Genomic DNA, 12522 nt, shown 5'->3' on the forward strand with positions numbered 1-12522 from the left:
GTCCGAACGTCAAAGGAGAACAACCATGTCGCTGAAGAAGCTCAACACCGTCCTGGCCACCGCCGTCGTCCTGTTCACCCTCTACCTCGGGTTGTCGTTCGTCCTGCCCCTCGAGACGTCCTTCCCGGGCCTGCCGAACTGGCCCTCTGGCGACAGCGGCTTCCCTATCGTTAAGGGCAGCCGCGAAATCGCGATGGGCCTGGCCATGGGCGTCCTGCTGGTGACGGGTCACCGCCGCGCCCTGGGCTGGGTCCTGCTGATGGTGGCCGTCGCCCCGTTCGGCGACATGGTCAACGTCCTGGCTCACCATGGCTCCACGGCCGCCGCGTTCGGCATCCACGGCCTGACCTCGGCGTTGATCGCGGTCACGGGAGTGCTGATCGTCCGCGAGACCAGCAAGGCGCGCAAGGCCCAGGAGGCCGCCGCGCAGCCCGCCTGACGTCCCCGTAGTGCAGCACGGTATTCCTTCGCATTTTCTGACAACTCGAAAAAGGGAGACGACGATGACGATCAACGATCTGCGCGGTGTCCTCAAGGGGCGCGTGCTCCTGCCCGATGACGACGGCTTCGAACAGGCGGCCACCGCGTGGAATCTGACCGTCAGGCAGCCGGTGGCGGCCGTGGCGGAGGCCGCGGATGCCGATGACGTGGCGGCGCTCGTGCGTTATGCGCGGCGGGCGGGTATGACGGTGACCGCGCAGCCGAGCGGGCATGGCGCCTCGGGTGATGTGCAGGGCCTGATCCTGCTGCGTACCGGCCTGCTGAACGAGGTGGAGGTACGCGCGCAGGAGCGCGTGGTCCGGGTGGGCGCGGGCGTGAAGTGGGGGCAGGTGCTGGCGGCGGCCGGTCCGCTGGGTCTGACCGGCCTGGCCGGCAGCGCGCCGGGAGTCAGCGTGACCGGCTACACCCTGGGCGGTGGGGTCGGCTGGTTCAGCCGCAAGTACGGCTTCGCCTCCGACAGCGTGCGGGCTGTCGACATCGTGGACGCCGATGGCGAGCCGGGCCGGGTGACCGCCGAATCCGATCCCGAGCTGTTCTGGGCGCTGCGCGGCGGTGGCGGGGACTTCGCGGTGGTGACCGCCCTCGAACTCGAGCTGTATCCCGCGCCAGTCCTGTACGGCGGGCGCGTGATCTGGCCGGAGCACCGGACCAGGGAGGTGTACGACGCGTTCCTGGAGATCACCGCCGAGGCGCCGCGTGAACTCAGTGTCTGGATCAACCGGCTCCAGCCACCCGGCGCGCCGCCGATGGTCACGCTGGATCTGGCCTACCTGGGTGAGGCGGCTCAGGGGGAGGACCTGCTGGCGCGCATCGACAAGATCGAGGGCGCGATCTCCGACAGCCGCGGCGTCGTCCCGGTTGCCGACCTGGGTGACATCACCGCCGAGCCCACCGATCCGGCCCCATCCATCGCTCGTGCGGAGCTGCTCACCGGCCTGGACGCGGACGCGGTGGAGCTCCTGCTGGCCAAGCCGGTCGAACCACTCATCAACGTGCAGATCAGGCACCTGGGCGGGGCGCTCGCCGAGCCGGGCGGCGGGGCCGGTGCGAGCGGCGCGGTGGCTGAGCCGTACCTGCTCGGCCTGCTGGGTCTCGGCCTGCCGCACGCGGCCGATGCGACGCGCGCCAAGCAGGCCGAGGTCGTGGCCGACCTGGAGGCCTACATCAGCGGCCGCAAGCCGTACACCCTGCTGTCTCCCGGGGACACGGCGGCGACGTCCTTCTCCGGCAGCGCGCTCGCGCGGCTGCGGGAGATCAAGCGGGCCCGTGACCCGCACAACGTGTTCCGCGCGAACTACCCGGTGCTCGGATAGATCGGTCCCAGCAGGTCACGGCCCCTCCGCCCACCGGGCGGCGGGGCCGCGCCGAACCCGCGTGATCGCCGCGAGCACTGTGAAGGGCACACCCATACACGAAGGACTCGCGCATGAGGGGTTTCCGGTGCACCGTGGCGATCAGCAGATCCCCCGGCGCATCGGTGACCTCCCGCTCCCGCTCCCGCTCCACCAACAGCGCGGCCAGCAACGTCACCGCGGACGCCTGCGAACTGCGCGCACGGCGCCGCAGATGCGACGGCGTCGTGCCCGGCGGGTTCGCCCTGGATGACTTCCTCATCGACACCACCGCGCCGCATGTCCCCTCCACGACCGCTGCACCACCACCAAGACCGGCCGCATCCCCACCAAGGGCGGCTACGAGCTGGACGCCGTCCTGCGCGTGAAACTGCCCGACACTCTCACCGCGGACCAGGCACGAACCCTCCTGGACACCACCCACCAGGTGTGCCCCTACTCCAACGCCACCCGCGGCAACATGCCCGTCGAACTGCTCCTCGACTGACGAGTACGAGGCCGCCGGGCTGATGCCTGACGAAAGTGAGGGTGCGATCGTCATTGCGCACCTGTTGTGCCGGAGCTCACGGAAGTGCGGCTTGACCTTGACCTTAGGGCAGGGCCGACGCTGGTGGCATGACGAACGCAAACGCGGCCCACTCGGGCTGGAGTGGCATGTTGCCGGTGGAAGACACCGCACTGGCCGTGACCGACACCGGCGGGACAGCTACCCCCGTGGTCTACCTGAACGGTTCCTACGCCAGCCAGCGGCACTGGCGACCCGTCATCGACGACCTGGGGCCGGGGTGGCGGCACATCACCTACGACGAGCGGGCTCGCGGCAAATCGAAGAAGTCAGCTGACTACTCCTTCGAGGCCTGCGTCCGGGACCTCGACGCCGTCCTGAGAGCCAGGAAGGTGGAGCGGCCGATCCTGGTGGGCTGGTCCTATGGCGCGCTGCTCGGGGTGCACTGGGCCGCCCGGTACCCGGACCGCGTCGCCGGCGTGGTCGGGGTCGACGGCCCGTTCCCGTCCGGCTGGACCGACGATGCCGGCCACGAACGCATCCGGCGGCTGTTCCACAAGGTCCGGTGGGCGTTGCCGATGGCGCGCCTCGTCGGCAACGCCGCGCGGATGAGCGCCGAACAGCATGCCGACATCAACATCGAGGCCCACATCCTCCACGCCGCTCTCGAACCTGTCCTCAACAGCCTGACCGTCCCGGTCCGCTACGTGGTCGGCTCGGGAGAGGCCCTGGGAAGCAAGAATGATGAACAGGAGCAGATGCGCACTACCCTCAACCCTGTGCTAGCCCGTAACCCGAACCTCGCGATCAGTGCGAAGGTCGCCAGCAACCACGGCACGATCGTGCGCAAGGATTTCCGCGCCATCGCCGAGGCCACCCGCGAGGTCGCCGCCCTCACCCGCGAAAGGCGCTGACGACCATGGTCGGCGGCGTCACCATCGGCCAGGCGGCGGCCTTCGCCAACATCACGATCAAGACCATACGCCACTACCACCAGCTCGGCTTGGTCGACGAACCGCACCGCGACAGTTCTGGCTATCGCCGCTACAGCTCGTCCGACCTGCTGCGGCTGGTCCAGGTCCGGACCCTGGCCGAGTCCGGCGTACCACTGTCCGAGATCAGCGCCCTGCTCGACGCCGACCCGCAGCGGTTCGCCGCCGACCTGGCCGAGGTCAAGCGGCGGCTGACCGAGCGGATCGAGGAGCTGATCACGCGCCGCGACCTGCTGGACCGGCTGGCCAACGGTGACCGGACCCTGCTGCCCGACCGGGCCTGCGCGCTGCTGGACCGGGCCGCCGGCCTCGGCTTCACCTCCGACGAGGTGGCCGCCTACCGCGAGGGCATGGTGCTGACCAGGGCCCTGATCCCCGACGGCTTCGACGACTACCTCACCAAGGCCGAGCACGCCCTCGACGACACCCGGTTCGTCGACTTGAACAAGCAATGCTGGGCCGCCAAGGACCTGGATCCCGACGACCCCCGCATCAAGGAACTCGCGACCGCCCTGGCCGACCGCTTCCTGGCCAACCCCGCGTTGCTCGCGATCCCGAACGGCCTGCAGGCCCGCACCGACGCCACCCGCTACGGCCTGCTCAACCACCACGGCGAAGACCAGGCACCGGCCATGGCCCGGCTGACCACGCTGGTCGAGGCGAAACTGCGCTCCGCCGGCGTGGACATCCCCCACCAATGATCGCGGCCCGGGTGACCGTAATCGGATCCGAACCACCGTTCACGATCCGGTCCGGGTATCGGCTGCCCGCATCACATCCGCACGCGCGCCTGGGACTTCCAGGTCCGCCAGCTGATGGGCGCGCAGCCGCACCGCCCGCACCCTCAAAATCGGCCGCTTCACCGCCTACGCAGCGCTGACCAGCAGCTATTCCGCGGCCACCCACGAGCGCCGAGTGGCCATCAGGCGGTGCGGGTCGACGAACTGCTGGTTCTGCCACCGCTGATTCCTGCGCGCTTCCTCCTCGACCCCCTACGCGCTCGGCGACGTGAGCACGCGCCGGAGACCCCATACGGCCAGCAGGGACGCCGCGCCCGCCGCGCCGACGACCAGGCCGGGCGCTGACACCTCGCCCAACGCCCCGCCGCCGGCCGCGAACAGCCCCTGCAACGTCATGGTCCCGGTCAGCGCCAGCCCGAAGGCCTGGCCTCGGTTCGCCTCCGGCACCGCCTCCAGGAAGCGCCGAGCCAGCCCCAACTGGTACGCGACCCCGAACCCGGACACGGCGAGCAGCAGGGCCGCGGTGACCGGCCCGGGCGAGAGCACGAACCCGAGCAGCGGCGCGCCGAGCAGCAGTGCCAGCGGCCCGGCCAGCCGTTCCCTTCGTGCCGGGGTGACCAGCCGGCCGATCGCGAGGTCGCCGGTGAACATGCCGAGCGCCACGGCGGTGAACAGCAGCCCGGCCGAGTCCGGCATGCCGATCTGGACGGCGTACGGGACGAGCACGCCCTCGGCGCCGACCATGAGCGCGGGCGGCAGCCACTGGGCCAGCAGCAGCGAACGGATCGCCGGCCGGCGCAGCAGTTCGCGATTGACGCGCCAGGTCTCGCGTACCGCGTACCCTGCGGCCGTGCCGCGGCGCGGCCGCTCGGCCAGCCGCAGGCGTAGCAGCGCGGCGGACAGCAGGCAGCTCGCCACGGTGATCCAGAGCGCACCGTACGGGCCGAGCGCCGCGATCAGCATTGCGCCCACGGCGAAGCCGAGCACCTGCGTGCCGCCGGCGGCCATGGAGAATACGGCCCGGCCGAGCACGTACCGGTCGCCGTCGAGCAGTTCGGGCAGCAGCGCGCTGCGCGCCGCGGAGGCGACCGCGCTGGGGATGCCGGTGACGAACACCAGCACCAGCATCGCGGTGGGAGAGAGCAGCCCGGCGGCGAGCACAGCGGCGACCGCGGCGCGGACCAGGTCGTAGCCGACCATCACGGCCCGCGGCGGCCACCGGTCGGCGTACGCCAGCAGCAGCGTGCCGCCGAGGGCGTAGGGCAGGAAGCCGGCGACGTAGGCCAGCGCGGCCAGCAGGGGCGAGCCGGTGCCGGCGTAGACGGTCACCGAGAGCGCGAGCATCTTCACCGTCTCGCCGCCGAGGAAGAGCGTGTAGCCGGTGAACAGCACGCGGAACTGGCCTACCGCGAACACCTCGCGGTAGGTGGCCCGCGCCGGTGCGGCCTGGAGTGTCGTCATGCGGGCCAGTCTCGGGGCGGTGCGGGCGGAGGCGTTAAGCTTTCGCGTGGAGGCGAAAGATGCTTGCCATCGAAGTCGGGCCGGTCGACGTGGCGCACACCCGCTACGCGATCTCGCCGCTGGGTGAAGCGATGAACGCGCTGCGGGTCGCGGCGGGCAAGCAGCCGGCCGGGCCGCTGCGGCCCTGGGCGGAGCGCATCGCGCCGCGGTACGCGCGGCTGCTCTGCGAGACGCCCGCGGTCGGGGCGCTGACAACGCTGTTCCGCCGCGGCGGCTACAACGCCGACTTCATCCATCCTCCGCCTTCGGGCCTCGGCGACGACTTCGCCGTCGAACTCGCCGCGGTGCGGGCGACCCCGCTGCGCCAGGTTCGCGCGGAGATCGCCCGCAACCTGGTCGGGCTGCGTACGCCGCCGCGCCACGTCCAGCGGATCCTGGCCGCCCCGGACGTGCTCACCCGGCTTTCGGACGCGATCGAGGCGACCTGGCACGCGCTGGTCGAGCCCGACTGGCCGCGGCTGCGTACGGTGCTGGAGCGCGACCTGGTGCACCGCGCCGGGAACCTCGCCATGCACGGCTGGGCCGCGGCGCTGTCCGACCTGGATCCGCGGGTGGGCTGGCGCTCCGAGGGGGACGACGGTGTGATCGAGGTGCGCACCGGCCCCCGGAACGAGTGGGAGCGGCACCGGCTGGGCGGCAAGGGACTGCTGCTGATGCCGACCGTCTTCGGCACCCTCATCAGCTACGTCGAGCCGCCCTGGCCGTACGCCCTGGTGTATCCGGCGCGTGGCGTCGCGAACCTGCTCGGGCCGCCGCCCCCGCAGGGCGGTGCGGCGGCGCTGGCGCGGCTGGTCGGCCCGTACCGCGCGCAGGTGCTGCGGGCGCTCGCGGTGCCGGCGACGACCACGCAGTTGGTCCGCCAGCTGGGTCTCAGCCTCGGCGCAGTCGGCGGCCACCTGGCCGTGCTGCGCGAATCTGGCCTGGTCACGCGGACGCGGACCGGCCGATCCGTGCGCTACGAGCGCACCCCTCTGGGCGGGATCCTGGCCGGCGACTGAGCGCGGCCACCGGTGCCGGGCTGGATCCCAGCAGCGGCTGATTGGGAGCGCGGACGCCAGATGTGCAGATCACCGGTCATGCCGGTCGGGTCCGAGTCCCTTGCCGATTCGGGTGCGCAGGGAGTGCAGGGCTTGCCTGAGTTCGGCCGGTTCGATGTCTGTGATGTCGGCGTCGAAGGTGAGGAGCAGTCCTGCCAGTCCTGGCCATGACCATGCGCCGAGCGTGAGTCGGCAAGTGTTTTCGGTGTCGTACCCGACTGTTGATCCGCCGGGGGCGAACCGGGCGACGGTGGAGGCGGGCAGGGCGACGATGGCCGAGCCGCGGCATTGCCATTCGGCGGCGGCGTCTCCGCGGTCGTGTGCGGTCATGACGAAGGCGACGGGATCGCCGTGGGGGATGTCACGTCGGTCGAAGGGGGTGTGCGTGGGCATGTGTGGCTTGATGCGGTCCACGCGCATCGCGCGCCATCGATCCGCATCCGGGTCGAAGGCGACCAGGTACCAGCGTGCGGCCCAGACCACGAGGCCGTGCGGTTCCAGCGTGAGCGTGACAGGTTCGCCGTCACCGGTGTAGTCCACGCGAAGGAGGTGCTGCCGGTTGATCGCGCTGCCAACGGCGCGGACGACCTCGGCGTCGATCGGTGGCGCGGGGAACTCCCAGTAGTTGCGGGCTGAAGAGACGGTGAACGCTTCGGCATGCAGGCGGCTGCGCGCGGGCATCGCCTGGTGCAGAGTGGCGAGAGCACGGGCCGCGTTCTCGCGGATGCCGGACAGGACCGTCGGCACGGTCTGGAGTGCGACGGCCGTGGCGACGGCCTGGTCTTCATCGAATACGACCGGCGGCAAGCGGGTGGCGCGACCGAGCCGATATCCTCCACCGGCTCCGCGGACGGCCTCGATCTCGTACCCGAGGTCCCGGAGCGTATCGATATCGCGACGCACGGTTCTCACCGACGCTCCGAGTCGGGTGGCGAGTTCCTCGGCGGTCAGGGTCGCACCGATCCCGAAGATCGACAGCAGCTTGAGCGTCCGCGCGGAGGTAGCAGCCATGATTGTCCGATTCTCTCACCGATAGCGGTCACTCGATGGCAACTATGCCGGCGATGGTGGCCGACATGACCGATTCACCGAGCCCACGAGAGGGCACCCGCACAGCTGAGGCTTCCCAGGCACTCACCGCCAGCGCCGGCGCGACCACGGCGCTGTTGGTGGTGCTCTTCGGTTCCTTCATGGACCTTCTCGACGCGACGATCGTCACCGTCGCGGCCCCGGCGATAGCCCAAGACCTGGGCGCCGGCGACGCTCAGATCCAGTGGACGATCGCGGCCTACACCCTCGCCCTGGGCGCGGGCCTGATCACCGGTGGACGGCTCGGTGATCAGTACGGCCGCAAGCGGCTGTTCATGATCGGGCTAGCCGGGTTCATGGTCACCTCGGCGCTGTGCGCGCTGGCCGTCGATCCGGGGATGCTCATCGGCATGCGGGCCGGGCAGGGACTGACCGCCGGAATCATGGTCCCGCAGGTGTTCGGGATCATCCGGGCATCATTCGCTCCGGGCGAGCGCGCCAAGGCGTTCGGCGCCTACGGAGCGGTTCAGGGCCTCGCCTCGGTCGCCGGCCCGTTGCTGGGCGGGCTGCTCGTCGACGCCAACCTGTTCGACCTGGGCTGGCGCACGATCTTCTGGATCAACGTGCCGGTCTCGATCCTGGCGCTCATCATCGGCGCGAAAGCCCTGCCGGAGTCCCGCTCCGCCTCGACCGCGCGACTGGACCTCCCAGGCGCGCTCCTCGCGGCCACGGGCATCCTTCTCCTGCTGCTGCCGATCATCCAGACCGAGACATGGGGATGGACCTGGGCCGGCTACGCCCTCCTCGCAGCCGGAATCACCGTGCTCGCGATCTTCCTCGCCTACGAGCGCCGCCTCACCGAACGCGGAGACGAACCTGTCTTTGACCCGGCTCTGCTGAGAATCCGCGCCTTCGCAGTCGGCCTGAGCGCTTCGGTGCTCTTCTTCGGCGGCATCGGGTCGTACTTCCTCACCCTCTCGATCTACCTCCAGAACGGAACCGGCCGAACCGCATGGGAGACCGGCCTGGTGATCCTCCCGTACGCGCTCGGCTCGATCATCACCTCCGGCCTCGGCGTCGCTCTCGCCGCCAAGGCGGGCAGGACGCTCCTGATCACCGGCTCGCTCACCATCGCGGCATCTCAGCTCGTCCTGTGGTTCATCGTCAAGGATGGCACCGATCCCGGATACTGGCTCCTCGCCCTCGCACTCTTCATCGGTGGCCTCGGGCTCGGTCTCGCCGCACCCATTCTCGTCAACGTCGTCCTCGCAGGCGTCCCCGGACGCAACGCAGGCGCCGCAGGCGGGGTGCTCTCCACCGTCAACCAGATCGGCGGCGCCGTCGGCATCGCCGTTCTCGGCACCTTCTTCTTCACCGCCGTCACCGATTCAGCCACCGGAGCACCGGTGCTGCCCGACTACAGTCACGCGCTCAGCATCGTGCTGATCGTCTCCGCCGCGCTCTACCTGATCACGGCACTCGTGATGCTCGCACTCCCGAAAGCCGCAGTCGAGCACGCCGAGTAGAGAACCCATGCCGGGGCGAACGTATCGCCCCGGCATGGCACTACAGGCAAGCAGCGGCCTACGGCAGCTCGGCGAGATCCCCAACCTCCCCGACGGCGGCGGCGTGGATGAGGAGGGGGTGTCGGCCCCAGGGCCGCAGATGCGGCGGGTGTACTTGGTGACAGGAGCGTTTACCGCGTCCGCGCGAGAATCGGCGCGTAGCCGTGAGACTTGCGCCTGTCCCGTCCTGCCGGCCTTCGGCCAGTGCGGAGGAGGAGATGGAGTAGCGGCCCACGGCCGCTCCGCCTACCTCTTCACCTGCGAGGGATCGCCGACCCCCGACTGCTCGGCCAGATGGTCCACCACCGGCCACGGCACCGCCAAAGGATCTTCCAGGAACAGCCCCTTGTAACGGACCGTCCCGATCTGGACGGCTACGCCCAGGCGGTGCGAGTCCTGGCGTGACCTCGCGATCACGTCCCGGTCGGACGCGTCCAGGAAGAAGAACATCTCCAGATCCGACAGCGACGGCGCACCCCGAACGCCGTATACGCCCTGACCTGGCCATACGATAAAAGCCCCACAGGCATGGGCGACGACGGCGACATGTCACTGATCACCGTCAGAGCGACGATCACGCCAGATGTCTGGATCTCGAACCTAGATCAATCGCAGTGAAGCCGGACCGTCGCACTTCGCCCAAGATCATTATCGGCTGCCAATCGCTGTTCCTGGGTTCCTCAACCCCGGTCATCCCCTGCGCGGAGTGGCCTCCGGGGAGGATCGGACCGGATTTTGGCGCTGGAAAGTCGATCGTGACGACGATTCGGTGACGACGGCTGTTTGCCCTGGTTGGGGGCCGGAGGGTGCCGATGGCCACGCCTGCCTCCTGAATCCCGGTTCAGCGGTCCAGCCCGCCGAGGCGGCGTTCAGCGCGGGATTGCCCAGTCCGGCACCCAGGTCCCGGCGGCGCCGTGGCCGGCCGCTGTGGCGGCGAGGTGGGCGCGGAGGGTGGCCAGCGCGGGGTGGGGGTTGTCGCGGTGCCACAGGAGCGAGTGCGGGTAGACGGGCGTGGGGTCGGTCACCGGGATGCGGCGCAGGCCGTGGCCGGCGGGCCAGACCAGGCGGGTCTGCCCGCCCATCAAGGTGGCCAGGGCCGGGGTGTCGGCGATGGTGTCCAGCAGTGCGTCGGAGCCGAAGTTGGGGCCGGTCGCCTCGATGGTGAGGCCGAACTCGGCGACGAGGTCGTCGTAGTAGGCGGCCCACTCGGTACCGGGGACGATGCCGGGCATCCAGATCCGGTGTCCGGCGAGCTGGGCCAGCGTCACCGACCGGGCGGACGCCAGCGTGTGGGCGGGCCCGGTGAGGAGCTGGTGCGCCTCGTCAAGCACCCGGACGGACTCGATGTCCTCGGGAAGGGGCCGGCCCGGCATGCCGACGGCGCGGAAGGACACGTCGATCGCACCGGACCGGATGGCGGCCACGGCCGCCTCGATGTCGAACAGCATCACCACGTCGAGCTCGATCTCGGGGTGCGCGCGGTGGAAGCCGCGCATCAGGCCCGACTGCGCGCTGCGCGAGGCGATCACGTCGACGCGCAGCGGACGGCTGCCGGTGCGGACGGACGCGACCGCGCGCTCGGCGACCCGGAGCAGTTCGCGGGCGTGGGGCAGGAACGCCTGCCCGTCGATGGTGAGCTCGGCGCCGCGCGGGGTGCGGGCGAACAGCCGCACGCCGAGGTTGCGCTCCAGCGCGGCGATGCGCTTGGAGACGGCCTGCTGGGTGACCGCCAGGTCGGCGGCGGCCTCCTGGAACTGCCCCGCGTCGGCGGCGGCGACGAAGGTTCGGACGGTGTTGAGGTCCATGCGGACACACCTTAGGGGTACAACTGTTCGTTGTGGCGAACGGCCCCGCAGTTGTTTGATCCCCTGGTACAGCGCGCGCTTTGATGCTTCCGATCGCGTATCGGTTGTGCAAGTGAGTGGCGAGGAGCGTTGGGCATGCGAAGCGGGCACCGGTTGGGACGGCAGTTCGGGTGGCTCTGGGGGGCGTACGGGACCAGCGCGCTCGGCACGTGGCTCGCCTTCGGCGCGTTCCCGCTGATCGCCATCCAGGTGCTGCACGCCGGACCGGCTGAGGTCGCGGCGTTGTCCTCGGTGGGGGCTTTGGCGGGCGCGGCCGTGGCGGTGCCGCTCGGCCCGTGGGTGGAGTTCCGCCGCAAGCGACCGGTGCTGATCGGGATGGACCTGGTGCGGTTCGCGGCGCTGCTGACGATCCCCGCCGCGTTCGCACTCGGCGTGCTGTCCTTCGTCCAGCTCCTGCTGGTCTCGGTCGTCGTCGCGGCGGCCGACATCACCTTCCGCGCCGCCTCCGGCGCGTACCTGAAGACGCTGCTGCCGGCCGAGCACCTGCTCGTCGCCAACGCCCGATTCGAGTCCACGGCCTGGACGACCACGGTCATCGGGCCGCCGCTGGGCGGTGCCGCGATCGGGCTCCTCGGTCCGGTGGCGACGGTGGTGGCCGACGCGGTCAGCTACCTGCTCTCGGCCTTGGGCATCCGCGCGATGGGCGGCCAGGAGCCGCGGCCCGAGCGCCGGCAGGCCGCGCGCATGCGGGCCGGGGACCTGCTCGACGGCTGGCGGTACATCCTTGCCGACGCGACGCTGCGTCCGCTGTTCTTCAACACCGCCGTGTTCAACGGTCTGGTGATGGCCACCGACGCGCTGCTGGCCGTCTTGATGCTCGGCCAACTCGGGTTCGCGCCATGGCAGTACGGCCTCGCCTTCGCCGCGCCCGCGATCGGCGGGCTGCTCGGTTCGCGGCTGGCCAGGCCACTCGTCTCCCGGTTCGGGCAGCACCGGGTCCTGGTCGTGGCCGGGACGTTGCGCGCGATCTGGGCCGTCGGGCTGGTCTTCCTGGGACCGGGGACCGGAGGGCTGCTGCTGGTGATGGGCGTCGAGCTCGGGCTGATCTTCTGCTGCGGGGTCTTCAACCCCGTCTGCGCCACCTATCGCCTCGAGCGCACCGCGACCGACCGGGTCGCCCGCACGCTGTCCGCCTGGGCGGTGACGACCAAAGCCTCGACCGCGCTCCTGACGGCCGTCTGGGGCGTGCTGGGCAGCGTGCTCGGCCCGCGCACGGCCATCGGCCTGGCGGGCGTGCTCCTGCTGGCGACTCCCCTGCTGCTCCCCCGACGCGCGGCGGCGACCCTCGCCGAGACGGAGCCGGTACCGAGCCGCACCTGACGGGCCGCCATGGCCGTCACCGCGATCCGGCTGCGCCGCCCCTCTTGAGAGCGGTTCGCCCTTCCGCATCAGAGCTCGGAGATAGGCGCGACGGC

The 12522-nt window shown here is 70.7% G+C and carries 12 protein-coding genes; 8 read left to right on the plus strand and 4 right to left on the minus strand.

Annotated features, from left to right (window positions below; all coding sequences use genetic code 11):
• Positions 1–25 precede the first annotated feature (25 nt).
• The 5 genes from FHU36_RS21795 to FHU36_RS21810 all read left to right on the plus strand — a co-directional run bounded on the left by FHU36_RS21795 (position 26) and on the right by FHU36_RS21810 (position 4051).
• The gene (locus tag FHU36_RS21795; RefSeq protein ID WP_185085769.1) at positions 26–439 is read left to right on the plus strand and encodes a DUF4267 domain-containing protein; all 414 of its coding nucleotides are present in this window, start codon (positions 26–28) and stop codon (positions 437–439) included.
• A 64-nt stretch (positions 440–503) separates the two neighbouring features.
• Positions 504–1814, plus strand: coding sequence for an FAD-binding oxidoreductase (locus FHU36_RS21800; protein WP_185085770.1), 1311 nt, complete (start codon positions 504–506; stop codon positions 1812–1814).
• Positions 1815–2217: 403 nt separating this feature from the next.
• Positions 2218–2340 carry an OsmC family protein gene (locus FHU36_RS45785; RefSeq protein WP_281394322.1) on the plus strand — a complete coding sequence of 41 codons (123 nt, stop codon included), beginning with the start codon at positions 2218–2220 and terminating at the stop codon, positions 2338–2340.
• Positions 2341–2468: 128 nt separating this feature from the next.
• Positions 2469–3272 carry an alpha/beta fold hydrolase gene (locus tag FHU36_RS21805; RefSeq protein WP_185085771.1) on the plus strand — a complete coding sequence of 268 codons (804 nt, stop codon included), beginning with the start codon at positions 2469–2471 and terminating at the stop codon, positions 3270–3272.
• A gap of 5 nt (positions 3273–3277) precedes the next feature.
• A complete protein-coding gene (locus FHU36_RS21810; protein WP_185085772.1) occupies positions 3278–4051 on the plus strand; it encodes a MerR family transcriptional regulator in 774 nt (257 codons plus the stop codon).
• A gap of 291 nt (positions 4052–4342) precedes the next feature.
• Here the strand turns inward: FHU36_RS21810 and FHU36_RS21815 are convergent, their stop codons facing one another.
• Positions 4343–5551, minus strand: coding sequence for an MFS transporter (locus tag FHU36_RS21815; protein WP_185085773.1), 1209 nt, complete (start codon positions 5549–5551; stop codon positions 4343–4345).
• Positions 5552–5610: 59 nt separating this feature from the next.
• On the opposite strand from FHU36_RS21815, the gene FHU36_RS21820 reads away from it, so the two are divergent.
• Positions 5611–6609: an ArsR/SmtB family transcription factor gene (locus tag FHU36_RS21820; RefSeq protein WP_185085774.1), complete on the plus strand. Its 999-nt coding sequence runs from the start codon at positions 5611–5613 to the stop codon at positions 6607–6609.
• A 69-nt stretch (positions 6610–6678) separates the two neighbouring features.
• On the opposite strand, the gene FHU36_RS21825 is transcribed toward FHU36_RS21820, so the two are convergent.
• Positions 6679–7659 (minus strand): helix-turn-helix transcriptional regulator, encoded by a 981-nt coding sequence (locus FHU36_RS21825; protein WP_185085775.1) that lies wholly within the window; start codon positions 7657–7659, stop codon positions 6679–6681.
• A 53-nt stretch (positions 7660–7712) separates the two neighbouring features.
• Between FHU36_RS21825 and FHU36_RS21830 the strand changes: the two genes are divergently transcribed.
• Positions 7713–9203, plus strand: coding sequence for an MFS transporter (locus FHU36_RS21830; RefSeq protein ID WP_246502530.1), 1491 nt, complete (start codon positions 7713–7715; stop codon positions 9201–9203).
• 285 nt (positions 9204–9488) lie between these two features.
• Here FHU36_RS21830 and FHU36_RS21835 read toward each other — a convergent pair whose 3' ends face one another.
• Positions 9489–9692, minus strand: coding sequence for a DUF4158 domain-containing protein (locus tag FHU36_RS21835; RefSeq protein ID WP_246502531.1), 204 nt, complete (start codon positions 9690–9692; stop codon positions 9489–9491).
• Between the two features lie 419 nt (positions 9693–10111).
• Positions 10112–11047 carry a LysR family transcriptional regulator gene (locus FHU36_RS21840; protein WP_185085776.1) on the minus strand — a complete coding sequence of 312 codons (936 nt, stop codon included), beginning with the start codon at positions 11045–11047 and terminating at the stop codon, positions 10112–10114.
• 135 nt (positions 11048–11182) lie between these two features.
• Between FHU36_RS21840 and FHU36_RS21845 the strand changes: the two genes are divergently transcribed.
• Complete coding sequence (locus tag FHU36_RS21845; protein WP_185085777.1) at positions 11183–12427, plus strand: MFS transporter; 1245 nt, start codon at positions 11183–11185, stop codon at positions 12425–12427.
• Positions 12428–12522 lie beyond the last annotated feature (95 nt).

The organism is Nonomuraea muscovyensis, assembly GCF_014207745.1.
GTDB classification, from domain to species: domain Bacteria; phylum Actinomycetota; class Actinomycetes; order Streptosporangiales; family Streptosporangiaceae; genus Nonomuraea; species Nonomuraea muscovyensis.

Bases quoted from the DNA above. Each gene is read 5' to 3' on its own strand.
- FHU36_RS21795 (WP_185085769.1), top strand. From the start codon at position 26: ATGTCGCTGAAGAAGCTCAACACCGTCCTGGCCACCGCCGTCGTCCTG.
- FHU36_RS21800 (WP_185085770.1), top strand. From the start codon at position 504: ATGACGATCAACGATCTGCGCGGTGTCCTCAAGGGGCGCGTGCTCCTG.
- FHU36_RS21805 (WP_185085771.1), top strand. From the start codon at position 2,469: ATGACGAACGCAAACGCGGCCCACTCGGGCTGGAGTGGCATGTTGCCG.
- FHU36_RS21810 (WP_185085772.1), top strand. From the start codon at position 3,278: ATGGTCGGCGGCGTCACCATCGGCCAGGCGGCGGCCTTCGCCAACATC.
- FHU36_RS21815 (WP_185085773.1), bottom strand. From the start codon at position 5,551: ATGACGACACTCCAGGCCGCACCGGCGCGGGCCACCTACCGCGAGGTG.
- FHU36_RS21820 (WP_185085774.1), top strand. From the start codon at position 5,611: ATGCTTGCCATCGAAGTCGGGCCGGTCGACGTGGCGCACACCCGCTAC.
- FHU36_RS21825 (WP_185085775.1), bottom strand. From the start codon at position 7,659: ATGGCTGCTACCTCCGCGCGGACGCTCAAGCTGCTGTCGATCTTCGGG.
- FHU36_RS21830 (WP_246502530.1), top strand. From the start codon at position 7,713: ATGGTGGCCGACATGACCGATTCACCGAGCCCACGAGAGGGCACCCGC.
- FHU36_RS21835 (WP_246502531.1), bottom strand. From the start codon at position 9,692: ATGTTCTTCTTCCTGGACGCGTCCGACCGGGACGTGATCGCGAGGTCA.
- FHU36_RS21840 (WP_185085776.1), bottom strand. From the start codon at position 11,047: ATGGACCTCAACACCGTCCGAACCTTCGTCGCCGCCGCCGACGCGGGG.
- FHU36_RS21845 (WP_185085777.1), top strand. From the start codon at position 11,183: ATGCGAAGCGGGCACCGGTTGGGACGGCAGTTCGGGTGGCTCTGGGGG.